Genomic DNA, 26745 nt, shown 5'->3' with positions numbered 1-26745 from the left:
CCGTGGCGGAAGGGTTCGCGTCCAGCTCTCGTCAGGCCATCAGCCGTGCGACCGCCCAGTCCTGCACCGCCACCCCGACCGACTTGAACACCGTGCGCCCCTGCCGCAGCGGCGGGTTCCCCAGCGCCGCACCGAGCTCCACGAGCGACTCGAGCCGCAGCACCCCGGACCGCACCGCCCGGATGATCTCGCCGGCCTCGCTCAGCGCCGCCTCGACCTGGTCCACCACCACGACCCCGGCGGTGGCCAGCAACTCCTCAGGCAGCTCCCTCATCACCGGCCGGTAGGACCCGATCGCGTTGACGTGCACCCGCTCCTTGAGCGCCCCCATCCGGAACAACGGCACCGTCGCCGCCGTCGCGCAGCACACGACGTCCGCCCCCGACACCGCCTCGTCCGCGTCCACGGCGACGTCCACGACGGTGTCCGGCAGCTCGTCCCTGAGGCTCTCCACCAACGCCTCCGCCCGCGTGACGTTCCGGTTGAACACCACGAGCTTCTTGAGCGGCCGCACCGCGTGCACCGCCCGCACCTGGTCGGCGGCCTGCGCTCCGGCCCCCAGGAGCGCCAGCTGCGCCGCGTCCTCGTCCGCCAGCAGATCCGTGGCCACCCCGACCACCGCACCGGTCCGCAGCGTCGTCAACGGCACCGCGTCGGCCGTGAACTGCCCCTCCGGGTGCGAGAACACCACGGTCCCGGCGATCACCGGGTCCCGCTCGACCTCGATGCTGACCACCTTCACGGCGGTCGACGCCGTCGGCCGGTGGTGCACCGCCATGACGAGCGACCGGCTGTCCCCGAACGCCTGCCGCGGCGGCAGGTCGAACTCCCCCGCGGTGAGCCCGATGAACGCTTGCCGGACGGCTTCGATCGCTGCGGGCATGGTCATGGTTCGGATGGTAACGACCTGCGCCCGCACGCCTCCGCCGCGCCCGTCCTCCTCCAATTCCTTGCTTCCAAGGCAATTCGAAAGCCCTATGGAAACACCGCGTTCCATAGGGCTCCGGGAACGCCACCCGTCGTTACTGTTTCGAAACGATACATCCCCGGCTCAACCCAAAAGAGGCCCAGCGTGGAATTTTTCCAAGCGGCAGAATAGGTCGTGAAGTACCGCCGGTGCGACGAGAGCGAGGGGGATCCTGCCGTGGCCGCGGAAGTCCTGACCGAAGACCTGCTGCGCATGTCGTTGTCCCGCCTCTCCCGCGAGGTGGTGAAGACCCATCCGGAGTTCGGCGACCTGCTGGCGCGCCACATGCTGCTGACGTGCGGGCTCGTCCCGGACCTCGAACGGGCGGCGCACTACCACGAGCTCGGCACGTTGCTGGTCGACCTCGGGCGGCTGTACCTGGCGGAGTCGGACGAGCTGCGGACGATTCCCGAGGAGCGCTCGTCCGCCTAGCGTGAATGGCCGCGCATTCCGCTCTCACCGCCCACGGGAAACAGCCTCCGGGTGCCGAGATACCGCGAACGGTCCCGCTCGGCCCTTTCCGCACGGGCATCATCATCAGCGGGTTCGCCCCGGCCGCCGAGGAACACCCACGCCGCGCCCGTGACTGAGCCCGGCCCTCTGCGCCTCGCGGAGACCGTCCACCGCTGAAGTCCACCCGAAAACGACGACCGACAGGCCACGCGAGTCGGGCATTTCTCCGCCGCACCGGTCTAGGTTCACCACCTGTGACGAGACGCGCACTTGTGGTGGTCATCGCCGCGGCCGTACTGACGCCCGTTCCGACCGCTCACGCCGACATCGGCAGACGCATCGAGACGGAGCGGACCACCAGCAGGGTCGCTCCGGGCGTCACGCTGAGCTCCTTCGACTGGTACGAGCCGGGCGGGTCCGGCGGCTGGATCCGCGGCGACGCCATGACGGTCGACCTCACCGCGGGCACGAGGGCCGGGTACGTGGACGCGGGTGCGGTGACGAGGGCGAAGCCGTTGAGCGAGCAGGTGCCGGGGGCGGTCGCGGCGGTCAACGGCGACTTCTTCGACATCGACAACTCCAGCGCGCCGGAGGGGGTCGGGGTCCGGGACGGGCGGCTGGTGAAGTCGGGGCAGGGGCGCGCGGTCGGCATCGACGCGGCCGGGGTCGGGAGCGTCATGGAGACGTTCTTCGAGGGCACGTTGAACGGCGTCCACCGGATCACGCAGCTCAACAGCGCGAAGATCGACGTGGGTGGCATCGGCGTGTTCAACCCGTTGTGGGGCAGCTACTCCAGGGCGCGGGCGGTGCAGGGGGCGGCGGCCACGGCCGAGGTGCTGGTGCGCGACGACGTGGTCGAGTCCGTGGGCGAGCCCGGCGACCGGCCGATCACCGGGTACGCGCTGGTGGGACGGGACCAGGGGGCCGACGTGCTCCGGCAGCTCAAGCCGGGTGACCGGGTGTCGGTCACCTACGCGAGCCGGACCAGCGACGGCAGCCGGCCGGTCACGGCGATCGGCGGGCGGCAGCTGCTGGTGCGGGACGGGCGCAACGTCGCTCCGGCGGACCCGCTGCACCCGCGGACCGCGGTCGGGTTCTCGCGAGACGGTAGGAAGATGGTCGTGCTGACCGTCGACGGGCGGCAGGGCGCGTACCTGCTCGGCCTGAACCTCAGGGACCTGGCCGACATGATGATCGAGCTGGGTGCGCACAACGCCCTCAACCTCGACGGCGGCGGGTCGTCGACCATGCTCGCGCGGGAGCCGGGAACCACCGGGCTGAAGGTGGTCAACACGCCGTCGGACGGTGCCGAGCGGCCGGTCCCCAACGGGCTCGCGCTCTACGCGCCGCCGGGCAGCGGCAGGCTCACCGGGTTCCACGTCCGGGCCGCCGACCAGCGGGTCTTCCCCGGCATGACGCGCAGGATCACCGTCCACGGCCACGACGAGACGTTCGGCCCCGCCGCGACCGGCCACCTCACGAGTGCGACCGGCGGCTGGGCGGTCGGCGACACCTTCCACGCCGGACCGCGCGCGGGGAGGGCGTCGTTCACGGCGTTCCAGGGCGCGGTCAGCGCGACGACCGGCCTCACCGTGCTCGGCGAGCTCGCCCGGCTCGCCCCGGCGACGCCCAGGACCAGCGTCGGCGTGGACGAGCGGCGGCCGTTGCGGATCGACGGGTTCGACCAGGCCGGGTACAGCGCGCCGATCGAGCGCGCCGACCTCGACCTGAGCTACGACCGGTCGATCATCGACGTCACGCCGGACCTGCGGGTCGTCGGCAAGCGGGCCGGTGCGACGACGATCAGGGTCAGGGCGCAGGGCAGGGAGACGCAGGCGGCGGTCACGGTCGGGGCGCAGGACGAGCTGCTCGCCACGTTCGACGACGCTCCACAGTGGACCTTCGGGTCGGCGCGCGGCGCCGGTTCGGTCGCACCGGAACCGGACGGCCACACCGGCGCGGGCCTCCGGCTGAGCTACGACTTCACGCGGTCGACCGGCACGCGCACGGCGTACGCGGTGCCACCGAAACCGTTGCGGGTCAACGGGCAACCGCTGGAACTCAGCGCGTGGGTGCGGGCCGGCGGCAACGGCGAGTGGACGGCGTTCACCGTCACGGACGCGAACGGCTGGTCACGTGCGCTCTACGGCCCGCACCTCACCTGGACCGGGTGGCGGCAGCTCTCCGTCCCGGTGCCGGACGAGCTCCAGTTCCCCATCACGGTCAACCGCTTCTCCACGATCGAGACGAAGGCCGACCGCTCGTACGAGGGCGACGTCGTCGTCGACGACATCGCCGCTCGGGTCCCTCCCGCTGTCGCGCTGCCGCCGGTCACAGAGCCGCGCGAGGAGGTCGTCGGGACCGCCACCGGCTGGAAGTTCGCGGTCATGTCGGACGCGCAGTTCGTGGCACGGGCACCCGACAGCGAGCTCGTGCGGTCGGCGCGCAGGACCATGCGCGAGATCAGGGCGTCCGGCGCCGAGTTCGTCGTGGTCAACGGCGACCTGGTGGACGAGGCCTCGCCCGCCGACCTCGCGCTGGCCCGCAGGGTGCTGACCGAGGAGCTCGGCGACCTCCCCTGGTACTACGTGCCGGGCAACCACGAGGTCATGGGGCCGGGCACGATCGACAACTTCCGCCGCGAGTTCGGGGCGACCACCCGCTCGTTCGACCACCGGGGCACCCGGTTCGTGCTGCTCGACTCGTCGACCGGAACGCTCAGGGGCGGCGGTGTCGAGCAGCTGGAGGTGCTCAAACGCTCACTCGACACCGCACCCGGTCACACGGTCGTGCTGATGCACCACCCGCCGCGCGACCCCACGCCGGCGCGCACCAGCCAGCTGTCCGACCGGATGGAGGCGCGGTACTTCGAACGCCTGCTGTCGGAGAACGGGAGGGCCACGTTCATCGGCGGCCACGTGGGCGGGTTCTTCGCGTCCGAAGTGGACGGCGTGCACTACGTGGTCAACGGCAACTCCGGCAAGGCACCGGCCGAGGCCGGCGGTTTCACCGGCTGGACGCTCGTCGGCGTCAGCGGCGACGACCTGAAGGCCGAGATCCGGCCGCACGTGGACTCGTTGGCGCTCAACGCACCGGAGACCGTGCACGGCCAGGCGAAGATCGAGGCCGTCATCGGCCAGGGTGCCAGGACCGTGCGGCTCGACTACCCGATGGCCGCCACCTGGAGCGGTTCGCGCACCCTGCACATCGGCCGGCCGCAGGAGCTGCGGCCGTGGCACGTGGCGTGGTTCGACCCGCGGACCGGTGTCCTGACCGCCGTCCGGTCAGGACAGGTCGAGATCACGGTCACAGTCAACGGTGTCACGGCGCGAGCAGAGGTGACGACAGCGCGTCGATGACCGGAAAGGCGCCCCGAGCCCGGAAAACAGGCCTGCACGGGCTCGGGGGCGATTCTCTCACCCCGCGGTTGCGCACCGACCGGCGGACCTAGTCGGGTGAGACAACCGCCGGTAAGGGAAGATGTGCGCCATGACCACCGCCGACAACGGTTTCGCCGACCTGGGGCTGCGGCCCGACATCCTCAACGCGCTCACCACGCTGGGCTACGAGGAGCCGACGCCGATCCAGAGCGAAGCGATCCCGCCACTCCTCGCGGGCAACGACCTGCTGGGCCAGGCGGCCACGGGCACGGGCAAGACGGCGGCGTTCGCGCTGCCGCTGCTCGAGCGCATCGCCGACCGGATCGGCAAGGCCGAGAAGCCGCTGGCTCTCGTGCTCGCCCCGACCCGTGAGCTGGCCGTGCAGGTGTCCGAGGCGGTCCACCGCTACGGCCGGCACATGGGCGCGCGGGTGCTGCCGATCTACGGCGGCCAGCCGATCGGCCGCCAGCTGCGCGAGCTCTCCCGCGGCGTCGACGTGGTGGTCGCGACCCCGGGCCGCGCGATCGACCACCTCCAGCGCGGCACGCTGCAGCTCGGCGACCTGCGGGTCGTCGTGCTCGACGAGGCCGACGAGATGCTCGACATGGGCTTCGCGGAGGACATCGACGCGATCCTCGCCGAGGCACCGGCCGAGCGGCAGACCGTGCTGTTCTCGGCCACGATGCCGCCGCGCATCGACCGCATGGCCAAGAGCCACCTGCGCCAGCCGGTGCTGATCCAGATCGAGCGCGAGAAGACCGAGCCGGGCGAGGCCCCGCGCGTCCGGCAGACCGCGTACCTGGTGCGCCGCGAGCACAAGCCCGCCGCCCTCGGCCGGGTGCTCGACGTCGAGTCGCCGACCGCCGCCGTCGTCTTCTGCCGCACGCGTGACGAGGTCGACCAGCTCACCGAGACGCTGAACGGCCGCGGCTACCGCGCCGAGTCGCTGCACGGCGGCATCAGCCAGGAGCAGCGCGACCGGGTCATGTCCCGGCTGCGCTCCGGCACCGCCGACCTGCTCGTGGCGACGGACGTGGCCGCCCGCGGTCTCGACATCGAGCAGCTCACGCACGTCGTGAACTACAACGTGCCGTCCGCTCCCGAGGCCTACACGCACCGCATCGGCCGCGTCGGCCGCGCCGGCCGCGAGGGCGTCGCGATCACGCTGGTCGAGCCGCGGGAGAACTCGCTGCTCAAGACGATCGAGCGGGTCACCAAGACCAAGATCCCGATGGAGAAGGTGCCGACGGTCGCCGACCTGCGCGCCCGCCAGCTGGAGCTGACGCGCTCGTCGCTGCAGGAGTCGTTGATGGAGGACGACCTGTCGCGGTTCCGGGTCGTGGTCGAGACGCTGGCCGACGAGTTCGACGTGATGGACATCGCGCTCGCCGCCGTGAAGCTCGCGCACGAGGCCTCCGGTGCCGCCGCCGACGAGGAGGAGATCCCGGAGGTCCGCCCGCGCGAGGACCGTCCGCGCCGCGACGGTGCCCCGGCCGGCCCGCGCCGCGAGCGCCGTGGCCCGTCCGAGGGCATGACCCGCCTGTTCCTGGGCGCGGGCCGTTCGTCGGGCATCCGCCCGCAGGACATCGTGGGCGCGATCACCGGCGAGACCGGCCTCAAGGGCCGCGAGATCGGCGCGATCGAGATCGCGGACCGGTTCTCGCTGGTCGAGGTGCCCGGCCCGGCCGCGAACGACGTGATCGACCAGCTGCGCGACGCGACCATCAAGGGCAAGCGGGTCACCGTGCGCCGCGAGCGCCAGCCGCGCTAGTCACGGCCGGGTTTGCGCGCCTCGATCAGGAACCGGGTCGAGGTGCACGCGAACTCACCGTGCCGCTGGATGTGCTCGTGCATGGCCCTGAGGCGGTCCCGGTACCCCTCGACGGTGAAGCCGGGCACCGTCCAGAGCACCTTGCGCAGGAAGTGCACGACGGCACCGACGTCGAGGAAGGTCACCCGCAACGCCACCGGTTCGAGGCGGGTGACCTCCAGCCCCGCGGCTTCGGCCTCGGCACGCGCGCGCCCGGTGCCGCGGGCGTCGCTGACCGGCTGCGGTCCCATCATGAAGTCGGTGAGCTCGCGGTTGGAGCCGGCGCCGATCTGCTGGGACAGGTAGGTGCCACCGGGCTCGAGCACCCGCGCGACCTCGGTCCACGGCGTCACGACCGGGTGCCGGCTGATGACGAGGTCGAACGCCCCGTCGTGAAACGGCAACGGCCCCTCGTCGGGCGCCCGCACCACGACCGCCTCCGGCAGGTTCCGGCGCGCCACGGCGGCGTTGGGCGGCCACGACTCGGTGGCCGCCAGCAACGGCGGCTTGACCGGCGCGGACGCGGTCACCTCTCCCCCGCCGGTCTGCAGGTCCAGCGCCGCCCGAGCCCGCGCCAGCCGCTCGGCGATCAGCGTGGCGTAGCCCCACGGCGGACGTTGTTCGGTGGCACGGCCGTCGAACCAGGAGAAGTCCCAGCCCTCCAGCGGTACCGCCGCCCCCTCGGCCACCAGCTCCTCGAACCCCATGGCCGGTCATGCCACCACACCCGGCCGGGCCGGGCTACTCGAATACGGTGCCGTGTGGACACCTTCGACCTCCGCCGGCTGACCGACCACGACTTCGAACTGGTCTGCGGCGACCTCCTGTCCGACGTGCTGGGGCTGCCGTTGGAGGTCTTCCCCGCGGGCCGCGACGGCGGCGTCGACCTCCGGCACGACGCGGTGGTGGTCCAGTGCAAGCACTGGGTGCACAGCAGGCCTTCTGCGTTGATCAGGCACCTCGTGAAGGTGGAGCTGCCGAAGGTCCGCGCGCTCGGTGTGAAGCGGTACGCGATCGCCACGAGCGCCTCGTTGACGGTCGCCGACAAGGACAGGCTGGTCGAGGCCTTCCACCCGTTCCTCCGCGGCACCGGCGACGTCTTCGGTGCGGAGCAGCTCGTCGCGCTGCTGGCAGCACGGCCCGAGGTCGTGCGGCGGCACTTCCGGCTGTGGCTGAGCAGCACGGCGGTGTTGCGGACGTTGCTGTCCCAGGAGATCGTCCGCCGGTCCGCCTGGCTCGCGGCCGATCTCGCGGAGACGGCGAAGACGTTCGTGCCGCACGCCGGGTTCGAGAGCGCGCGCGAAACGCTGGCGGCGACCAGCGTCTGCGTGATCACCGGCATCCCCGGCATCGGCAAGACGACGATCGCGAAAATGCTGGCACTATGGCTCGCCGACGACGGGTACGAGATCGTCGAAATCTCGCAGGACGCCGCGGAGATCGCCGAGCTCTGGGACGCGTCGGCCCGCCAGGTGTTCGTCTACGACGACTTCCTCGGCAGCACCACGCTGGAGAGCCTGGGCAAGAACGAGGACCACCGGCTGCTGAAGGCGATGCGGCAGATCAGCACCGCTCCCGGCAAGGCACTGGTCATGACGACCCGCGGGTACGTACTGGAGCAGGCCCGGCAACGGCACCGGGTGCTCGGTGAAGCGGACCTGGACCCGATGACGAGCGTTGTGGAGCTCTCCGACCTCACGCCCGAGATACGCGCGCACATCCTCTACAACCACGTGCACAACTCGACGTTGCCCGTCGAGGAGAAGCGCAGGTTCGCCGATCCCGACCTGTGGCGGCCGATCGTGCGGCACCCGAACTTCAACCCGCGACTGGTCGAACGCACACTCGCGCTGTCCGAGCCCGGCGAGATGATCGCGAACCTCGACCACCCGCGCAGGATCTGGGAGTCGATCTTGGAGGACGAACTGCCCGACGCGGCCGTCCACCTCCTCGAGGTGGTCTTCACGCTCGAGTCCACCGTCGAGGGCGTGCGGGAGGCGTGGACGTCCTACCGGCAGGCGCTGTCCTTCCGAGTGACAGCAGGACCTTCCGGCAGGCACTGCGCCTCCTCGACGGCACGATGGTCGTGGTCGAGCCCGCCGTCGTGAAACTGCACAACCCGTCCGTCATGGACTACCTGCGGTACCACCTGGCCTGCGGGCGCGCGGACCTGCGGGCGTTGGTCACGAGTTTCACCGATGAGCTCCAGATCGTGAGGATCACCGACGCGGCCATGGGCGACGACGGCCATGGGCTTCTCGAAGCGCTCCGGTCGGTGCGGGAGGTCGTCATCACCGCGGTGCTCGGCCGCGCCGCCGAAGAGAGCGAACCCGACCTGGTGAGGTGGCTGGTCGAGATCGGGGACGAGCTCCGATCCGACGAGGTGTTCACCCGCGCGGCCGAGCTGGTCGAGCGGGACTCGCCGCTGTGGAACGAGCAGCTTGGGGAGGAGCACCTGGTCGACCTGGCGATGCTGCTGCAGACGACGTCCAGGTTCCCGCGGCACGCCGCCACCGCATTCTCCGAACAGCTCGCCCGACGCACCGTCGCCGATCTCATGACCTGGAGGACGAAAGACTGGACGGACCTGTACGACAGGTTGACGTTCATCTGGGACGCCCTGTCCGACGTGCCGTTCGAGATCTGGGAGGAGGCGCTGGAGCGGGTGTTGTCGGTCGCGGAGGAGAACCTCCTGGCACTGGCCGCTACCGAGATCACGACCGTGGCGAAGCCGGATGCCGTGCGGTTGCTCCGGTTCCTGGACCACCACGACCGCGGGCCCGGCGACGCGTTCGAGGTCGTCTCGAAGAAGGTCGAGAACCTGGACGACCCCGCCCCCTGGTTCCCGGACCAGCGCGCCTGGCAACGAGCTCTCCGGCGAATGCGGCGACAGCTGCACTCAGGCGAGCGGCAGATCGGTGCTCTGCTGGCCAGGCTCGCCGACCTGCGCTGACGGCGGCACCTGCCCTTCCGCGAGACGCCCGCGTCCTCATCGTCTCGCGGACTGCCCCGGACAGGTGCCGCAGCCATCTACAACGACCGAACCACCCCGCGGTTACGCCTTAAGGCGGTACGCCCGCAGGACCGTTTGGTCGACCGAGTTGCCCTCGGTGTCGGCGGCGACCACGCGCAGCGACACGAACCCGCCCGCCGGACCGGCCGGCACGAGCGACTTCACCGGCGCCCAGGTGGTGCCGTCGTCGAACGACGCGTAGGCCTTCAGCTCACGGATCGCGGCCTGGCCCGCTCCTGCCTGCCGTGCCGCCGTGAACCGCGCCGGCATCGGCACGCCGGCCTGCCAGCTGTTGCGCAGGTCGACCGGCAACGCGTAGTCGACCTCCAGCAGCGGCAGCCTGCCGTCGGTGGCGGCCGAGAACTTCCAGTTCGTGCGCACCCGCGTCGACAGTTCGGCGTTGTGCCGCACCGCGTCCAGCACCAGCTCGTAGGTGCCGGTCCGCTCGGGTGCGGTGAACTGGCCCTGGCGGATGTCCGCCCAGCCCACCGCCACGCCGTCGCGCAGGAGGTCGACCGTGCCGTAGCCGCTGAGCTTCCAGTTCTCCACCCAGCCGGTGCCGCCGAACGGCGACATCCGCATGGTGATCGTGTCACCGGCGCGGTCGACGCCACCGCCCTGCGACCAGCTCACCACCGACGGGCGGCCGAACCGCGGGCTGTGGACGGCTTTCTGGTGGGAGCGCTCGTACCTGCGGCCGGGGGCGTAGACGACCGGCTCCAGGGCGGCCCACGACGTGCCGGCTCCGAAGCCTTCCTGGAACCAGCCGATGCCGTTGCCCGCCGAGTAGTACTCGGTGCGTTCGACCGGCGCGGCCACCCGTTCGTCCAGCGTGCCGAAGTTGAACGGGACGACCCCGTTCACGGACGGGTAGTTGCGGGCGGTCACGAAGCCGTCCGCTCCCGCGGAGTGGTAGCGCGCCTTGACCTCGGCGAGCTCAGAATGCCTGACCTGCCACGTGCCGGCGGGCAGCGCGCCCTTGTCCTGCTTGAACAGGTTGTAGGCGACCGGGGAGCTCGCGACCACGCGCAGCGCCAGCCGTGCCGGGGTGACCGCCACGTGGTGCTCGGGCACGGCGATCACCGGGATTGCGGTGGGCTCGCCGGAGCCGAACGGCACCGGTCCCGCCCACAGCACGGCGACCGCGCCCTCGGTCTGCATGGCACGGGCTACGTCGAGCGGCACCTCCCCGGCCTGGCGCACCAGGGCCAGCTTGCCGCGCACGTCGGCACCGCGCTCGGCGACGTCGTACGTGTGCTCGCCGGCCGGAAGCGGGCCGCTGTCCTCGAAGTAGTTCAGCGGGAACCCCTCGGCGACCGACACCCGCGGCTGTCCGCCCTGCAGCGCGCTGCTGTAGGTCAGCTCCGGCAACGGCGCACCGACCGGCAGGCTGTAGAGCGGCGTGCGGCCGTCGATCCTGCCGGTGACGGAGGTGGTCCGGCCCGCCCGCACCGGCACTTTCAGCTCGGTGTCGCGGTTCCACACGACGTTGCGGCCGGGCAGCCCGACGGTGACCTCCCTGCCCTGCCTGGCGTCGATGTCGAGCGCCACGTCGGAGGCCAGCGAGACGCGGCCGGCCACCTCGGTCGCGGAGACCGGTGTGTACCAGGCGTAGTTCGTGGTGTGCTGGGAGATCCGGGCCAGCACCGCGTAGTCGGCCACGGGCAGTCGTGCCGAGCCCCTGCCGTCCGCGTCCGGGAAGAGCAGGGACGACTCCTGCGTGGTCATGTTGACGAGCACCACGGGGTCGTTGTCCGGCTTGCCGTCGCGGCCGGTGACCCGCACCAAGAGCGTGTGGCGCTCCTCCTGCACGTACGCGCCGACCGCGGTGGTCAGCGCGACGCCGGTGCCGGTCGCCCTGATGTGCCCGAAGAACGTGCCGAGGCCCTTGCGCGGGTCCAGGACCACCTCGACCGGCGCACTGCCGCGCGCCGGTACCACCACCGACGCGGGGACGGTGAAGTCCGCGCCCAGGTCGTGGTGCAGCGCAAGGGAAACCGGCTCGTCACCCGCGTTGTGGTAGGTGATCGTCCTCGTGAGCGTCCCGGTGTGCGGGAACGCCACCAGGCCGAACGAGAGGCTGCCGGTGTCGGCGCGCACGGGCTGCTTGACCGCGCGGTCCACGTCGAGCAGGCCGGTGCCCACGTTCGCCGGGGTGTCGTCGACCGGTTTCACCGTCGCCATCAGGTGGGCCTTCAGCTCGGCCGCGGTCCAGGTGGGGTTGCGCTGGGCCAGGATCGCGGCGGCACCGGCGACGTGCGGGGACGCCATGGAGGTGCCGGTCAGCCGGGCGTGCAGGCCGTCCACGGTGTTGCCGGGCAACGTGCCGGCGGCGCGGGCGGCCACGATGTCCGTGCCCGGTGCCGCGATGTCCGGCTTCACCGCGAAGTCGTCCTGCCGAGGGCCGCGCGACGACGTCTCGTTGACGACGCCGGACTTGGTCAGGTTCGCCACCGCGAGCGCGGCGTCCGCGGCGGCCGGTGCGCTGACCTTGCGGCGGTCACCGTTGTTGCCCGCCGCCACGACGAAGAGCGCGCCGGTCTCGGCCGTGAGCTCGTTCACCTTCTGCGACAACGGGTCCGTGCCGTCGGTGGCGGCGCCGCCGAGGCTCAGGTTGACGACCTTCGCCCTGACCTCGCGCGCGGCCCACTCCATGCCGGCGATGATCGCGCTGTCCTGGCAGTACTCGGTCGCGCAGACGCGGCCGATGGCGAGCTTCGCCCCGCGTGCCACACCGCTGTACTTCGCGCTGCGCCCGGCGACCGTGGCGGCCACGTGCGTGCCGTGGCCGACGTCGTCCTGGATGCCGGACGGGGTGAAGTCCTTCGCCACCGCCACGGCGTCCTTGAGCTCCGGGTGCTGCTGGTCGTAGCCGGAGTCGAGGACGGCGACCGTGACACCGGTGCCGTCGAACCCGGCCTGCCACGCGCCCGGCGCACCGACCATCGGCACGCTCTGGTCGAGCGCGAGCTTCGACTTGCCGTCCAGCCACAGCTTTCCGGCGTCACGGGCGGCGGCCCGCTGCCCCCAGCGCACGGCGGCGTCCTCCTTGGACACCGCGGTCGCCGCACGCAGACCCTGACCCAGCACCGGGATGCTGTCGGCGCGGTCGTCGGTGTAGCCGAACTCGTGCAGTGCCGTCACGTCGAAGAAGCGCTGGTCGACGCGGTTCTGCCGCAGTGCGTCGGCCGCGTCCGCCGGCACCACGTACTGGTGGTCGTCCTTCACGTACCGGGCGAACGACATGCCCGGCCGGCCGTCGACGCGGACGAGCGCGCCCCGGTCGTCCACGACCACCCTGTCACCGGTGATCAGCGTGATCGTGCTGGTGTGCTGCGGTGCCGCGGTGCCCTCCGGTTCCGCGTGTGCGGCCGTCGCCGGGCCGAGCAGCCCGGCGACGAGCAAGGTGGTCACAAAACAGTGTGCTCTTCGCACCTGTCCTCCCCTGGATGTGAACCTCTCCACACCAGGAGACTCCGCGCGGCGCGAGAAGGTTGCGCGGACCGCTCAAGCACCGCGGTAGGTGCCGAAGCTCCAGCGGTTGCCCTCGGGATCGGCCACGGTGAACCCGCGCGACCCGTAGTCCTCGTCGCGCAACGGGCGCACCTCCGTGGCGCCCTGTTCGAGGCACCGCCGGTGGATCTCGTCCGGCCGGTCGGTCACCACGTACACGGACGCCGCACCGGCCGCGGTCGCCCCAGTCTCGCCGGCGGAACGCTGCGCGGAGCCCAGCATCACGCCGCCGCCCTCCGGCCAGACCATCTCGCAGTGCACGACCTCGCCGTCGGCTCGGCCGGGGACGACGAGGTGCTCCTGGAAGCCGAACCCCTCCACCAGGAACCGGATCGCGGCGGGCGCGTCGCGGTAGGTGAGCGTGGGCCAGCAGGTGGGTGCGGGTGTTGTCATGGCACTACCTTGCGACGGCGGGCCCCCCGCTGCCTTGTACGAATGGAAGCTCCGCCGTGATCCACTCGGTCGGCGTCGCCCCGCACAGCGCCCGCCAGTCCCGGTTGAGGTGCGCCTGGTCGGTGTAGCCGCAGGCCGCGGCCACCTCGGTCAGCGTCGGCCGGCGTTCACCGCGCAGCATCCGGTTCGCCCGCTCGAACCGCATCACCCGTGCGACGACCTTCGGCGTGAGCCCGTACTCGGCGGCGAACCGCGCGCTGAGGTGCTGGCGGCTCCACCCGACCTCGGCGGCGATCTCGCCGACGCCCGCGCCGTCCGCGAGCCGGCGCCACGCCCACGCCACCTCGACCTGCTGCCGGACCGGCTTCAGCAGCCCGCCCAGCACCCGGTCCAGGTGCGCGAACCGGTCCAGCCACGTCGTCGCGCCCTGCAGCCGTTCCCGCAGCTCACCGGCCGGCGCGTCGAGCACGTCCAGCCCGACCGTCGTCCCGGCCAGCTCGCCCGCGGGCAGGCCGAAGAACGCCCGCGCGCCCAGCGGCGTGAGGTCGCACTGCACGCCGTGCTGGAACCCGCCGTGGCTGATGATCACCGGTTCGTCGTGCAGGCCGCCGCACAGTGTGGCGAACCGGCCCTCCGGCAGGTCGACCGTGCCGTCCACGGTGACGACGAGCGTGAGCGACCGCGACGGCAGGCCGCGGTGCAGGCCGGGTGCGGTCCGCAGCCGGTAGCCGGAGTACCGCGTCACGAACGGCCGCAGCCGCGGGTGCGGCAGGCCGACGACGTGCTCGACGTCCACGCCACCGATGGTAGTGCGTCACGCGACGCACGCGGGTGGTCCGCGGAGTCCTACCGGAACAGTTCGCCGAGCACCAGCAGCCCGGCGCCGACGGGCACCAGGTCCGGCCCGTGCGTCGAGACGCTCACGGCCACGTCCGGCATCGCCCGCAGGTACAGCTCCGGCGACTCCAGCACCCGCCGTCCACTGAGGACGATCTGGTCGAGGTCCAGCAGCTGCACCAGGTTCGCCACCGCCGCGCCGAGCACCCGTGCGGCCTCCACACCGGACCCCGCCGCCGCGTGCACCGCCTCCACGCACCCACGCCGCCCGCACACGCACAGCGGCCCGTCGAGCTGGATCGTCGTGTGGCCGAACTCGCCGGCACCCGACCGGGCGCCCCGGTGCAGCTCGCCGTCCAGCAGCAGGCCCACGCCCAGGCCCGTGCCGGCGAACACCAGTGCCGCGTCCCGCAACGGCCGCGCCCACGCCTCGGCGAGCACCGCCGCGTTCGTGTCCTTGTCCACCACGACCGGCAGCCCGAGCCGTTGTTCGGCCAGTGCCCGCAACGGCACCGCCGACCAGCCCGGCAGGCCGTTCGGGGAGACCACGCCGTCGCGGAAGTCGAGCGGGCCCGCGATGGCGATGCCGAGCCCGAGCACGTTCTCCCCCGGTTGTACCAGCGGCGCCAGTGCGTCCAGCACGTCGGCGGGCGCGAACATGGGGGCGAGGGGCACGACCGACGACGACACCTGCGTGCCGGCCAGGTCGAGCCGGACCACCCGCAGCTCGTCGCGGTCGACGTACGCGCCGTACGCGCACGCCCCGTCGCCGCGCAGCTGGAGCGCCATGCGGGGTTTGCCGCGTCCGCCACCGCGGACCGCGCCGGTCTCCTCCAGCAGTCCGGCCGACAGCAGCCGCGCCACGATCTTCGACACCGCCTGCGGGGTGAGCCCGGCTTCGGCGGCGATGTCCGCCCTGCTCAGCGCCCCTGCGCGGACGAGCCTGAGCACGGTCCTGTCGTTGTGCGAGCGCACTGACGCGAGGTCCATGTGGCAATTATGCAACAGCGTTGCTTTAATCGGGAGCATGACACGTGTGGGACTGCTGGGCTACGGCATCGCGGGGCGGGTCTTCCACGCCCCGCTCATCAGCTCGACCGAGGGCATGGAGCTCGTCGCGATCGTGACGGCGAACCCGGAGCGGCAGGCGCAGGCCCGCGCGGCCCACCCGGAGGCGAAGATCGTCACCGCGGACGAGCTGTTCGAGCTGGACCTCGACCTGGTCGTCGTCGGCACGCCGAACCGCACGCACGTCGAGTACGCGCGGCGCGCGATCGACAAGGGCGTCGCGGTCGTGGTCGACAAGCCGTTCGCGCCGACGAGCGCGCAGGCGCAGGAGCTCGTGGCGCTGGCCGAGGCCAAGGGCGTGCCGCTGACGGTGTTCCAGAACCGCCGCTGGGACAGCGACTTCCTGACCGTGCGCGAGGTCCTCGGCCGCCTGGGCGACGTCCGCAGGTTCGAGTCCCGCTACGAGCGCTGGGTGCCGCAGGTGTGGGACAACTGGCGTGAGCTGGGCGCACCGGAGGAGGCCGGCGGGCTGCTCTACGACCTCGGCGCCCACCTGGTCGACCAGGCGCTGCAGCTGTTCGGCCCGGTGCGGCACGTCTACGCCGAGCTGGACCTGCGCCGCCCCGGCGTGCAGGTCGACGACGACGTGTTCGTGGCGCTGACGCACGAGAACGGCGTCCGCTCGCACCTGTGGGCCAACGCGCACGCCGCGCACCACGGGCCGAGGTTCCGCGTCCTGGGCAGCGAGGGCGCGTTCGTCGTGGACGGCCTGGACGAGCAGGAGGACGCGCTCGACGCCGGCCGCCGCCCGACCGACGCCGGCTGGGGCGCCGAGACCCGCACCGGCCGCCTCGGCGTCGTGGACGAGACCACCGAGGTTCCCGTCGAACGGGGCGCCTACCAGCACTTCTACGCCGAGCTTCAGGCCGGGCGCATCCCGGTCGACCCGGCAGGGGCCGTGCACGCGCTGCGGGTCATCGAGGCCGCTTTCACGTCCGCGCACGAGAACCGGGTGGTGACCCTGTGACCCCCACCAGCGACGAGCTGCTCGCCCAGGAGGAGCGGCTGCAGTTCGGCACGTTCGACAACGACACGGCCATCGACCTCGGCCTGCACCTGCTCCAGGCCGCGCGCGAGCAGGGGCTGCCGGTCGCGATCTCGGTGCGGCGCAACGGACACCGGCTCTTCCACGCCGCGCTGCCCGGCACCGCGCCGAACAACGACCGGTGGCTGGAGCGCAAGGCCCGCGTGGTCGACCTCTTCGGCCACAGCTCGTTCCAGGTGGGCACGTCGTTCCGCGAGAAGGGCACGACGTTCGAGGCGGAGTCGCGGCTGGACCCCGACCGCTACGCGGCGCACGGCGGCGTCTTCCCGGTGATCGTCCGCGGCACCGGGCCGGTCGGCACGGTCGGCGTGTCCGGGCTGCCGCAGGCCGAGGACCACGCGTTCGTCGTCAGCGCGCTGGAAACGTTCCTGAACGCTCGCGGAGCGTTTTAGCACGAATAGCCGTGGGTACAAAATCATCACTTGTACCGACCACCACCCCCGGCGACACCACGGCATATTGAAGAACACCACTTCGGGTGGTTTTCAACCCACTCGCAGTGGTGTTCCATAGCAGTGGAACGCCTTGTGCAATGCACACAAAAGGGTGGTCCTACTGGGCCAAACGAGCGGTCGATTCCACGTCGGTGCGAATAGCGCCTGCTCACCCACCCTGGTGCCACCCCTGTGGTCAGGCGTGTCAAGAGTTGCACGCTGCGTAACACTTTCAGGCCTAATCCACCCACCCGAATGTCGCCTTCTTGGCCGCTTCACAGCGCACAATCGCGCGAACTAACGTCCCTTCCGGCTTAGTCGGATTGGTCCATTAGCGCGTCGAGATGGGTGGGTGCAGTTGTGACTGTGACGGATTCTGACCTCAATGAGGGCCGTCAGCAGCTGAGTTTGGGCACGGCCGCCGCTCGTAATCTGGCCACGACCACCAAGTCCGTTCCGCAGATGCAGGGGATCACCTCCCGCTGGCTGCTCAAGGTGCTGCCCTGGGTGCAGGCGGCGGGTGGTGCGTACCGGGTCAACCGCCGTCTCACCTACACGCTCGGCGATGGACGTGTCTCGTTCACCAACACCGGCGCCGACATCCGCGTCATCCCGATGGAGCTCACCGAGCTGTCGCTGCTGCGCGGGTTCGACGACGACGCCGTGCTGGCCGCGCTGGCCGGCCGCTTCCAGCAGCGCGAGTACCGCGTCGGCGACGTCATCGTCGAGAAGGGCCGTCCGCAGGACCAGGTCGTGCTGATCGCGCACGGCAAGGTCGACAAGATCGGCACCGGCGAGTACGGCGGCGAGACCGTGCTCGGCAACATGGCCGACGGCGAGTACTTCGGCGAGACCGTGCTCGCCGGCCCGCAGGGCGAGTGGGAGTACTCGGTCAAGGCCGTCACCCCCGTCACCGTGCTCACGTTGTCCTGGGAGGACTTCCAGGCCCTCAACGGCGAGGCCGGCGGCCTGCGCGCACACATCCAGCAGATGTTCAACAACCGCAGCAAGCCGCAGGACGAGTACGGCGAGGCCGCCATCGACCTGGCCTCCGGTCACGAGGGCGAGCCGGTGCTGCCCGGCACGTTCGTCGACTACGAGCTCTCGCCGCGCGAGTACGAGCTCAGCGTCGCGCAGACCGTGCTGCAGGTGCACACCCGCGTCGCGGACCTCTACAACCACCCGATGGACCAGGTCGAGCAGCAGCTGCGGCTCACGATCGAGGCCCTGCGCGAACGCCAGGAGCACGAGATCATCAACAACAGGTCGTTCGGCCTGCTGCACAACGCCGACCTCAAGCAGCGCATCCACACCCGCTCCGGCCCGCCGACCCCGGACGACTTTGACGAGCTGATCTCGCTGGTGTGGAAGGAACCCCACTACTTCCTGGCGCACCCGCGCACGATCGCGGCGTTCGGCCGCGAGCTCAACAAGCGCGGCGTCTACCCGCAGCACATCGACTTCAACGGCCAGCAGGTGCCCGCCTGGCGCGGCATCCCGCTGCTGCCGTGCAACAAGATCCCGATCTCGGACACCCGCACGTCCTCGGTCGTGCTCATGCGCGTCGGCGAGCAGAACCAGGGCGTCATCGGCCTGCACCAGACCGGCATCCCCGACGAGTACCAGCCGGGCCTGTCGGTGCGGTTCATGGGCATCAACGACCAGGCGATCATCAACTACCTGGTCAGCGCCTACTACTCGGCGGCCATCATGGTGCCGGACGCGATCGGTGTGCTGGAGCACGTCGAGCTCGGCCGCGAGGGCTAGGCGTTGGCCTCCTTCACCATGCCGGAGTTCTACGTGCCGCACCCGGCACGGATGAGCCCGCACCTCGAACGGGCCCGCGTCCACTCCACCCGGTGGGCGCGGGACATGGGCATGCTCGACACCGGCGTGTGGACCGAGGAGGTCCTCGCGGGCGACGACTACGGGTTCATGTGCGCGTGGACCCACCCCGACGCCCCCGCGGAGGTCCTCGACCTCATCACCGACTGGTACGTCTGGGTCTTCTACTTCGACGACGAGTTCTTCGCGGAGTTCAAGCAGTCCAAGGACGTGACGGGGGCGAAGGCGTACCTGGACCGGCTGCCGGCGTTCATGCCGATCAACGGCACGGACCCGGCGCCGGAGCCGCGCAACCCCACCGAACGCGGGCTCGTCGACCTGTGGCAGCGCACGATTCCGCTGATGTCGCAGGACTGGCGGCGCCGGTTCACCACGAGCACCCACAACCTGCTGCTCGAATGCATGTGGGAGATCAAGAACATCGAGAGCGGCACGGTCGCCAACCCGATCGAGTACATCGAGATGCGCCGCAAGGTCGGCGGCGCACCGTGGTCGGCGAACCTGGTGGAGGTCTCCGAAGCCGCCGAGGTGCCCGCGTCCATCGCGGGCACCCGCCCGCTGCGGGTGCTGTCCGACACGTTCTCCGACGCGATCCACCTGCGCAACGACATCTTCTCCTACGAACGCGAGGTGCTGCGCGAGGGCGAGAACTCCAACGGGGTGCTCGTCTTCGAGAAGTTCTTCGGCCACGACACGCAGACCGCCGTGGAGGCGGTGAACAACCTGCTGACCTCCCGGCTGCACCAGTTCGAGAACACCGTGTTCACCGAGCTGCCGGCGTTGTTCGCCGAGCACGGGACCGACCCGCTGGAACAGGCGCGCGTGCTCAAGTACGTGAAAGGCCTGCAGGACTGGCAGTCCGGCGGGCACGAGTGGCACCTGCACGCCGGCCGGTACACCAAGGCCGAGGACGGCGGCGCGGGCAACAGCGCGTTCTTCCGCACGATCCTGCGCGGGCCGACCGGCCTGGGCACGTCCGGCGCGTGGCTGGGAGTGGCCCGTGGTTGAGGTGCCGACGTTCGACATGCCTTACGCGGCCCGGCTTTCGCCGCACGTGGACCGCGTGCGGCAGCGCAGCAGGACGTGGGCGCGGAACATGGGCATGTTCACCGGGATCCCGTGGACCGAGGCGTTCTACGACACGGCGGACTACGGCGGCTTCATGCCGCTGACGTTCCCGGCACTGGCCCAGGACGAGCTGCAGTACGTCAACGACTGGGGCGTCTGGGGCTTCTACGTCGACGACGCGTTCCTCGACGGGTTCCTGCGGACCCGTGACCTCGTGGGCGGCAAGGCGTTCGTGGCCCGGCTGAAGGCGGTGCTCACGAACCCGTCGGCGACACCGCTGCACCCCGCCGAGAGGGGGCTCGCGGACCTGCTCTCGCGCGGCACGCCGGACGAGGCCGACCGCACGTTGCTGCTCGACCACCTCGACGCGTTGCTGTGGGAGCTGCACAACACCGTCCAGGGCCGGGTGCCCGATCCCATCGACCTGGTGGAGATGCGCCGCAAGTCGGTCATGGGCGAGCTGTCGGCACGGCTGGTGCGCAAGGCGGCGCGGGCCGACCTGCCCGAGGAGCTGCTGCGCAACTCCACGATGAGGGCGCTGGTCGACTCGTTCGGCGACGTGCCCGCGCTGCGCACGGACATCTACAACTTCGACCGCGTCCACGCGACCGGCGGCAGCACGGCGAGCGCGGTGCTGGCGGTGCGGCAGTTCTTCGACTGCGAGCTGCAGCAGGCCGTGGGCGTCGTCGGCGACCTGATCTCGGCCAGGCTGCGGCAGATCGGCGCGATCATGGCGGAGCTGCCGGCACTCGCGGCCGAGTACGACCTCGACGCGCAAGCCAAGGCCGGGCTGTCCCGGTACGCCGAGGCGATGCGGTCGTGGCTGGCCGGCGAGCTGCTGTGGACGCAGCGCTCCGGCCGGTACCGCTCCTCCCCCACCCCCACCCGACGGTCTTTCCACGCACCGTCCGGACTCGGCACCGCCGCTGTCCTCGTTCGCTGAGTTCCCTTCGCTCACCACAGATTGGCAGGACTTGCAGTGACTGTTATCGATCCGGGTCTTGGGGTCGAGGACCAGCAGCGGAGCCTGTCGCGGGCCGCTGCGCGCAACCTCGCGACGACCACCAAGTCCGCACCGCAGATGCAGGGGATCTCGCCCCGGTGGCTGCTGCGCCTGCTGCCGTGGGTCGAGGCCAAGGGTGGTGCTTTCCGGGTCAACCGGCGGCTCACGTTCGCGATCGGCGACGGCCGGGTCACGTTCACCAGCGTCGGCTCCGAGGTCCGCCCGGTGCCGCAGGAGCTGGCCGAGTTCCCGCTGCTGTGCGGGTTCGACGACGAGGACGCGCTCACCGCGCTCGCGAGCCGGTTCGAGCAGCGCGAGTACCAGCCGGGCGACGTGATCGCCGAACGCGACACCCCGGCCGACACCATCGTGGTCATCGCGCACGGCAAGGTCGCCAAGACCGGCCGCGGCAAGTACGGCGACGACGTGGCGCTGGGCACGATGGCCGACGGCGAGCACTTCGGTGACAACGAGGTGCTGTCCGGTGCCGAGGTGTCGTGGGGGTTCACCGCGCGCGCGTTGACGCACACGACCGTCGTGGAGCTGCCGCGTTCGGTGTTCAACCAGCTCAGCGCCCAGATCGAGCCGTTGCGCGGCCACATCGCGGAGCAGCTGGCGCACCCGTCGGCCCCGCAGAACAAGCACGGCGAGGCGGAGATCGAGATCGCCTCCGGTCACGTCGGCGAGCCGGTGCTGCCCGGCACGTTCGTGGACTACGAGCTGCGCCCGCGCGAGTACGAGCTGTCGGTGGCGCAGACGGTCCTGCGCGTCCACACCCGCGTCGCCGACCTCTACAGCCAGCCGATGGACCAGGTCGAGCACCAGCTGCGGCTCACCATCGAGGCCCTGCGCGAACGCCAGGAGCACGAGATCATCAACAACAGGTCGTTCGGCCTGCTGCACAACGCCGACCTCAAGCAGCGGATCAGCACGAGGTCCGGCCCGGTCACGCCGGACGACATGGACGAGCTGATCTCGCGGCGCCGCAACACCCGGCTGATCCTCGCCCATCCCAAGGCGATCGCGGCGTTCGGGCGGCAGCTGTCCGCACGCGGCCTGTACGCGCCGCCCACCGAGGTGGAGGGCAGGCCGCTGCAGACGTGGCGGGGCGTGCCGATCGCGCCGTGCGACAAGATCCCGGTCAACAGGAACGGCACCACGTCGATCATCGCGATGCGGCTCGGCGAGGAGAAGCAGGGCGTCATCGGCCTGCGCCAGACCGGCATCCCCGACGAGTACGAGCCCGGCCTGAACGTGCGGTTCATGGGCATCGACGAGCACGCGATGCTCAAGTACCTCGTGTCGACCTACTACTCGGCCGCGGTGCTGGTGCCGGACGCGCTGGGCGTGCTGGAGAACGTGGAGATCGGTCTCTGATCATGACAGCGGAGATCTCCTCCGGGAGGACAGAACGGCTCGCCGCGGGACGCCCCGCGGCCGAGGTGCTCGCGTGGAGCCGGAGCATGGTCGCTCCGGCTCTGCGCAGGGCCGTCACCCAGCTGCCCGAGTCGATGCGCGTGATCGCCGAGTACCACTTCGGGTGGCGCGACGAGCACGGCAACCCGGTGCTGGAGAACGGCGGCAAGGCGATCCGGCCCGCGATGGTGCTGCTGGCGGCCGAGGCCGTCGGCGGCAAGGCGGCGGCGGCGATCCCGGCGGCGGTGGCGGTGGAGCTGATCCACAACTTCTCGCTGCTGCACGACGACGTGATGGACGGCGACGAGACGCGCCGGCACCGGGCCACGGCGTGGACGGTGTTCGGGGTGAACGCGGCGATCCTGGCCGGTGACGCGTTGCAGGCGCTGGCCGTGGACGTGCTCGCGGCGTCCGGGCACCCGCGGGCGCTGGAGGCGATCCGGACGCTGGGTGACGCGGTGCTGGCGTTGCTCGACGGGCAGGCCCACGACCTCGACTTCGAGACGCGCACCGACGTGGCCGTGACCGAGGTGGTCACGATGGCACTGGGCAAGACCGGCGCGCTGCTGGGTGCCTCGACGGCGCTGGGCGCGCTGTACGGCGGCGGGTCCGACGAGCAGGTCGAGTCGATGCGCGGGTACGGCACCCAGCTCGGGCTGGCGTTCCAGCACGTGGACGACCTGCTCGGCATCTGGGGCGACCCGGCGGTGACGGGCAAGGCCGCGCACACCGACTTGCACAGCCGCAAGAAGTCGCTGCCGGTGGTGCGGGCGTTGACGGCGGACACGGCCGCGTCGGCCGAGCTGGCCTCGCTGTACTTCCGCTCCGGTGAGCTGTCGGCGGACGAGCTGGCCGCGGCGGCGGCGCTGGTGGACTCCGCCGGCGGGCGCGCGTGGAGCCAGGACCAGGCCGACGAGCTGCACACGGAGGCGTTGCGGCACCTCGGCGAGGCCTCGCCGACCGCGCGTGCGGCCGTGGAGCTCGGCACGCTCGCCCAACTGGTCACCCACCGAGACCACTGACCCCCGTGGAAGGCGCCTGATGACCCAACACCCGCCGCGCTCGGTGCTGCTCGCATCGCCCCGGTCGTTCTGCGCCGGGGTGGAGCGGGCGATCGAGATCGTGGAACGGCTGCTCGACCAGCGCGGCGGCCCCGTCTACGTGCGCAAGCAGATCGTGCACAACGTCCACGTGGTGCGCGGGCTGGAGGCCCGTGGCGCCGTGTTCGTGGAGGAGCTGTCCGAGGTGCCGCCCGGTGCCACGGTCGTCTTCTCCGCGCACGGCGTCTCCCCCGCGGTGCGCGCCGAGGCCGTCGAACGGTCGCTGGACGTGCTGGACGCGACCTGCCCGCTGGTGGCCAAGGTGCACGCGGAGGCGCGGCGGTTCGCCGACCGCGGCGACACGATCGTCCTCATCGGGCACGCGGGCCACGAGGAGGTCGAGGGCACGCTGGGAGAGGCGCCCGAGCGGATGGTGCTCGTGGAGACCGTCGCGGACGTCGAGGCGCTGGAGGTGACCGGGCCGGTGTCGTACCTGACGCAGACGACGCTGGCCGTGGACGAGACGGCCGAGGTGGTCGCGGCGCTGGAGCGGAAGTTCCCGCACGTGCGCGGGCCGGGTTCCGACGACATCTGCTACGCCACCACGAACCGGCAGATCGCGATCAGGGAGGTGGCCGCGCAGTCGGACCTGGTGCTGGTCGTGGGCTCGAAGAACTCCTCGAACTCGGTGCGGATGGTGGAGCTGGCGGCCCGCACCGGCACACCCGCGCACCTGGTCGACGACGCCTCCGAGATCGACCCGGCGTGGCTGGCCGGCGTGTCGGCGGTGGGGCTCTCGGCGGGAGCGTCGGCGCCACCCGAGCTGGTCGACGAGGTGGTGGCCACGTTGCGGGCGCTGGGTGCGGTGTCGGTGTCCACGCACACGACGGCGACCGAGACCATCTCGTTCACACTGCCGCCGGCGGTGCGCGGTGCTGGCTGACATCACCTCGCCCGCGGACGTGCGCGCACTGGCCTCCGCCGACCTCGCGGAGCTGGCCGCGGAGGTCCGGTCGTTCCTGATCGGCAAGGTGTGCCGCACCGGTGGGCACCTCGGTCCGAACCTGGGCGCGGTGGAGCTGACCATCGCGCTGCACCGGGTGTTCTCGTCGCCGGTGGACGTGGTGCTGTTCGACACCGGGCACCAGTCGTACGTGCACAAGATGCTCACCGGCCGGTGCCCGGACTTCGACTCGTTGCGGCAGGCCGGTGGCCTGTCCGGCTATCCGTCGGCGGCGGAGTCGGCGCACGATGTGATCGAGAACTCGCACGCCTCCACGGCTCTGTCCTATGCGGACGGTCTGGCCAAGGCGTTCGAGCTCGGCGACGCGGACCGGCGGGTGGTCGCGGTCGTCGGCGACGGAGCGCTGACCGGCGGCATGTGCTGGGAGGCGCTGAACAACATCGGCGGCTCGTCGCGGCCGGTCGTGGTGCTGCTCAACGACAACGGCCGCTCCTACGACCCGACCGCCGGCGGGTTCGCGGCGTCGCTGCTCGACGGCTCGGCCCGCGGGCTGTTCGAGGCGCTGGGCCTCTCGTACATCGGCGAGGTCGACGGCCACGACGTGCACGCCGTCGAGAACGCCCTGTGGGAGGCCAAGTCCCTCAACCGGCCGGTGGTCGTGCACTGCAAGACGGTGAAGGGCAAGGGCTACGAGGCCGCGGAGACCGACGAGACCGACCGCATGCACGCGGTCGGCGCGTCCGGTGCCGTGCCAGCGCGCACGTGGACCGACGTGTTCGCCGAGGAGATCGTGACGATCGGCGCCGACCGCCCCGACGTGGTGTGCCTGACCGCCGCGATGCTCGAACCCGTCGGCCTGCGCCCGTTCTCCGTGCGCTACCCGGACCGGGTCTTCGACGTCGGCATCGCCGAGCAGCACGCCGTCACGTCGGCGGCGGGCATGGCGATGGGCGGCCTGCACCCGGTCGTGGCCATCTACGCGACGTTCCTCTCGCGCGCCTTCGACCAGCTGCTGATGGACGTGGCGCTGCACCGCCTGCCGGTGACGTTCGTGCTCGACCGGGCCGGCGTCACGGGCCCGGACGGCGCCTCGCACCACGGCATGTGGGACGCCTCGATCCTCCCGGTGGTACCGGGCCTGCGCCTGGCCGCACCCCGCGACCCGGCATCGCTGGCCGCGCTGCTGCGCGAGGCCGTCGAGGTCTCGGACGGCCCCACGGTCGTGCGCTACCCGAAGGCCGCCGCCGGCCCGGACGTCCCGGCACTGCGCCGCGTGAGCCACTTCGACGTGCTGCACGAGACCCCCGGCGCCGACGTGCTGCTGATCGCGGTCGGCCCGCTCGCCGGCCCCTGCCTGGCCGCGGCGCGGGAACTGGCGGCACACGACGTGCGCGTCACCGTCGTCGACCCGCGCTGGACCGCACCGCTCGACCCGCACCTCGTCCGCTACAGCGGCGGCTTCCGCCTGGTCCTCGCCGTGGAGGACACGACGTCGACCGGCGCGCTGGGCGCCCGGCTGGGCCAGGCGCTGACCGGCGGCCCGACGTGCGTGGCGACCTTCGCACTGCCACCCCGCTTCCTGCCGCACGACTCACGGGCCCGCATCTTGCGCGCCCACGGCCTGGACGCGGCCGGGATCACGACGAGCGTGCTGAAACGCCTCGGCGTGCGGTGACCCACCGGCCGACGGCGATCGCTGCCACCGCTGGGACGTGACGCCAGCTGGCGTGTGGGCCGATGGCCGGGTGTGGAACGGGCCTGGCGTGGGCGGGATGGTGCGGAACGGCGGCGCGAGGCGCCGAGCGGAGCGGCGGCGCAAGGCTTGCGGCGCGGCGAGGTACCGCGAGGCGAGGCGGCGCAAGGCGCCGAGCGGTGGCGCGAGCCGCGGCGAGGTGTCGCGAGGTGCGAGGTGCCGCGAGGTGGCGAGGCGAGGTGCTGCGAGCCCAGGGCGAGGTGGCGAGGCGAGGCGGTGCAGAGCACGGCGGTGCGTGGTGGAACGCGGCACGGTACGGCGGGGCGCTGGGCAGCGGAGCGCTGGACACTGAGCAGCGACACGAGACGTGGCAAACGAGACGAACTGGCAGTGCGGAGCCCCACGGCGGCGCGTTGCGGCGTTGCGGCGCGGCCGTGCGAGGCGGCCGCGCGAGGCGGCCGCGCGAGGCGGCCGCGCGAGGCGGCCGCGCGAGGCGGGTCTGGGCGCTGGGCGTCGGTGCGCTGGGCGCTGGGCGCTGGGCGTCGGTGCGCTGGGCGTCGGTGCGCTGGGCACTGGGCGGCGACGCGCGGCGTGGCAAGCGAGACGAACCTCGGCAGTGCAGAGCCCGCGGGGCGGCGTTGCGCGGCGGGGCGGCGTTGCGCGGCGGGGCGGCGTTGCGCGGCGGGGCGGCGTTGCGCGGCGGCGGCGCTGGATGCGTCGGCTTGGGAAGCGTCGGCGCGGGAAGCGGAGCGGTGCGGAGGCAACCCCGCCGCCGACGCTTCCCAAGCCGAACCACCCCAGGC

19 protein-coding genes and 1 pseudogene are annotated in these 26745 nt (G+C 71.7%); 14 read left to right on the top strand and 6 right to left on the bottom strand.

What is annotated here, in order from left to right:
* Positions 1–31: 31 nt before the first annotated feature.
* Positions 32–889, bottom strand: a complete 858-nt coding sequence (locus tag ADL03_RS36015) for an ornithine cyclodeaminase family protein (protein ID WP_053738124.1) — start codon at positions 887–889, stop codon at positions 32–34.
* 255 nt (positions 890–1144) lie between these two features.
* On the opposite strand from ADL03_RS36015, the gene ADL03_RS36010 reads away from it, so the two are divergent.
* The 3 genes from ADL03_RS36010 to ADL03_RS36000 all read left to right on the top strand — a co-directional run bounded on the left by ADL03_RS36010 (position 1145) and on the right by ADL03_RS36000 (position 6571).
* Complete coding sequence (locus ADL03_RS36010) at positions 1145–1399, top strand: hypothetical protein (RefSeq protein ID WP_157529600.1); 255 nt, start codon at positions 1145–1147, stop codon at positions 1397–1399.
* A gap of 275 nt (positions 1400–1674) precedes the next feature.
* Positions 1675–4779, top strand: coding sequence for a phosphodiester glycosidase family protein (locus ADL03_RS36005; protein WP_063798824.1), 3105 nt, complete (start codon positions 1675–1677; stop codon positions 4777–4779).
* A gap of 130 nt (positions 4780–4909) precedes the next feature.
* Complete coding sequence (locus tag ADL03_RS36000; RefSeq protein WP_053738094.1) at positions 4910–6571, top strand: DEAD/DEAH box helicase; 1662 nt, start codon at positions 4910–4912, stop codon at positions 6569–6571.
* Here ADL03_RS36000 and ADL03_RS35995 read toward each other — a convergent pair.
* Positions 6568–7317, bottom strand: coding sequence for a methyltransferase domain-containing protein (locus tag ADL03_RS35995; protein ID WP_053738093.1), 750 nt, complete (start codon positions 7315–7317; stop codon positions 6568–6570). The genes ADL03_RS36000 and ADL03_RS35995 overlap by 4 nt on opposite strands.
* 54 nt (positions 7318–7371) lie before the next feature.
* Here ADL03_RS35995 and ADL03_RS35990 point away from each other — a divergent pair, with 54 nt between their 5' ends.
* Complete coding sequence (locus tag ADL03_RS35990; RefSeq protein ID WP_053738092.1) at positions 7372–8718, top strand: restriction endonuclease; 1347 nt, start codon at positions 7372–7374, stop codon at positions 8716–8718.
* Entirely contained in the window at positions 8697–9563 is an 867-nt protein-coding gene (locus ADL03_RS35985) for a hypothetical protein (protein WP_157529598.1), read from the top strand. Before ADL03_RS35990 ends, ADL03_RS35985 begins: the two co-directional genes overlap by 22 nt.
* Before the next feature lie 102 nt (positions 9564–9665).
* Here ADL03_RS35985 and ADL03_RS35980 read toward each other — a convergent pair whose 3' ends face one another.
* The 4 genes from ADL03_RS35980 to ADL03_RS35965 form a co-directional block, all read right to left on the bottom strand.
* On the bottom strand, positions 9666–13037 hold the full coding sequence (locus ADL03_RS35980; protein WP_053738090.1) for a S8 family serine peptidase: 3372 nt from the start codon (positions 13035–13037) through the stop codon (positions 9666–9668).
* Between the two features lie 93 nt (positions 13038–13130).
* Positions 13131–13529 carry a VOC family protein gene (locus tag ADL03_RS35975; protein WP_053738089.1) on the bottom strand — a complete coding sequence of 133 codons (399 nt, stop codon included), beginning with the start codon at positions 13527–13529 and terminating at the stop codon, positions 13131–13133.
* Between the two features lie 4 nt (positions 13530–13533).
* The gene (locus tag ADL03_RS35970; RefSeq protein WP_053738088.1) at positions 13534–14325 is read right to left on the bottom strand and encodes an AraC family transcriptional regulator; all 792 of its coding nucleotides are present in this window, start codon (positions 14323–14325) and stop codon (positions 13534–13536) included.
* Between the two features lie 50 nt (positions 14326–14375).
* Entirely contained in the window at positions 14376–15356 is a 981-nt protein-coding gene (locus ADL03_RS35965) for an ROK family transcriptional regulator (RefSeq protein ID WP_053738087.1), read from the bottom strand.
* A 37-nt stretch (positions 15357–15393) separates the two neighbouring features.
* Between ADL03_RS35965 and ADL03_RS35960 the strand changes: the two genes are divergently transcribed.
* The 9 genes and pseudogenes from ADL03_RS35960 to ADL03_RS35920 form a co-directional block, all read left to right on the top strand.
* Positions 15394–16401 carry a Gfo/Idh/MocA family oxidoreductase gene (locus ADL03_RS35960; RefSeq protein WP_053738086.1) on the top strand — a complete coding sequence of 336 codons (1008 nt, stop codon included), beginning with the start codon at positions 15394–15396 and terminating at the stop codon, positions 16399–16401.
* Positions 16398–16871 carry a heme-degrading domain-containing protein gene (locus ADL03_RS35955; protein ID WP_053738085.1) on the top strand — a complete coding sequence of 158 codons (474 nt, stop codon included), beginning with the start codon at positions 16398–16400 and terminating at the stop codon, positions 16869–16871. Before ADL03_RS35960 ends, ADL03_RS35955 begins: the two co-directional genes overlap by 4 nt.
* A 408-nt stretch (positions 16872–17279) precedes the next feature.
* Positions 17280–18680 carry a family 2B encapsulin nanocompartment shell protein gene (locus ADL03_RS35950; protein ID WP_231642699.1) on the top strand — a complete coding sequence of 467 codons (1401 nt, stop codon included), beginning with the start codon at positions 17280–17282 and terminating at the stop codon, positions 18678–18680.
* Positions 18681–18683: 3 nt separating this feature from the next.
* Positions 18684–19766, top strand: coding sequence for a hypothetical protein (locus tag ADL03_RS47645; protein WP_053738083.1), 1083 nt, complete (start codon positions 18684–18686; stop codon positions 19764–19766).
* Entirely contained in the window at positions 19759–20769 is a 1011-nt protein-coding gene (locus ADL03_RS47640) for a hypothetical protein (RefSeq protein ID WP_157529597.1), read from the top strand. The genes ADL03_RS47645 and ADL03_RS47640 overlap by 8 nt, the downstream gene beginning before the upstream one ends.
* Positions 20770–20805: 36 nt before the next feature.
* Positions 20806–22206: a family 2B encapsulin nanocompartment shell protein gene (locus tag ADL03_RS35935; RefSeq protein ID WP_053738081.1), complete on the top strand. Its 1401-nt coding sequence runs from the start codon at positions 20806–20808 to the stop codon at positions 22204–22206.
* Positions 22207–22292: 86 nt separating this feature from the next.
* On the top strand, positions 22293–23267 hold the full coding sequence (locus tag ADL03_RS35930) for a family 2 encapsulin nanocompartment cargo protein polyprenyl transferase (RefSeq protein WP_197288942.1): 975 nt from the start codon (positions 22293–22295) through the stop codon (positions 23265–23267).
* Between the two features lie 19 nt (positions 23268–23286).
* Entirely contained in the window at positions 23287–24228 is a 942-nt protein-coding gene (ispH, locus tag ADL03_RS35925; RefSeq protein WP_053738079.1) for a 4-hydroxy-3-methylbut-2-enyl diphosphate reductase, read from the top strand.
* A pseudogene (locus ADL03_RS35920) lies at positions 24218–25943 on the top strand (1-deoxy-D-xylulose-5-phosphate synthase); the annotation flags it as partial. The gene ispH and the pseudogene ADL03_RS35920, both read left to right, overlap by 11 nt.
* Between the last annotated feature and the right edge of the window lie 802 nt (positions 25944–26745).

The organism is Nocardia sp. NRRL S-836, assembly GCF_001279525.1.
Classification (GTDB): Bacteria; Actinomycetota; Actinomycetes; order Mycobacteriales; family Pseudonocardiaceae; genus Lentzea.
This window is presented reverse-complemented; position numbering and strand designations above follow the sequence as displayed.

What these genes read in the sequence shown, in the direction of transcription:
- ADL03_RS36015 (WP_053738124.1), bottom strand. Translation starts at nt 889, where the DNA reads ATGACCATGCCCGCAGCGATCGAAGCCGTCCGGCAAGCGTTCATCGGG.
- ADL03_RS36000 (WP_053738094.1), top strand. Translation starts at nt 4,910, where the DNA reads ATGACCACCGCCGACAACGGTTTCGCCGACCTGGGGCTGCGGCCCGAC.
- ADL03_RS35995 (WP_053738093.1), bottom strand. Translation starts at nt 7,317, where the DNA reads ATGGGGTTCGAGGAGCTGGTGGCCGAGGGGGCGGCGGTACCGCTGGAG.
- ADL03_RS35975 (WP_053738089.1), bottom strand. Translation starts at nt 13,529, where the DNA reads ATGACAACACCCGCACCCACCTGCTGGCCCACGCTCACCTACCGCGAC.
- ADL03_RS35965 (WP_053738087.1), bottom strand. Translation starts at nt 15,356, where the DNA reads ATGGACCTCGCGTCAGTGCGCTCGCACAACGACAGGACCGTGCTCAGG.
- ADL03_RS35960 (WP_053738086.1), top strand. Translation starts at nt 15,394, where the DNA reads ATGACACGTGTGGGACTGCTGGGCTACGGCATCGCGGGGCGGGTCTTC.
- ADL03_RS35930 (WP_197288942.1), top strand. Translation starts at nt 22,293, where the DNA reads ATGGTCGCTCCGGCTCTGCGCAGGGCCGTCACCCAGCTGCCCGAGTCG.
- ispH (WP_053738079.1), top strand. Translation starts at nt 23,287, where the DNA reads ATGACCCAACACCCGCCGCGCTCGGTGCTGCTCGCATCGCCCCGGTCG.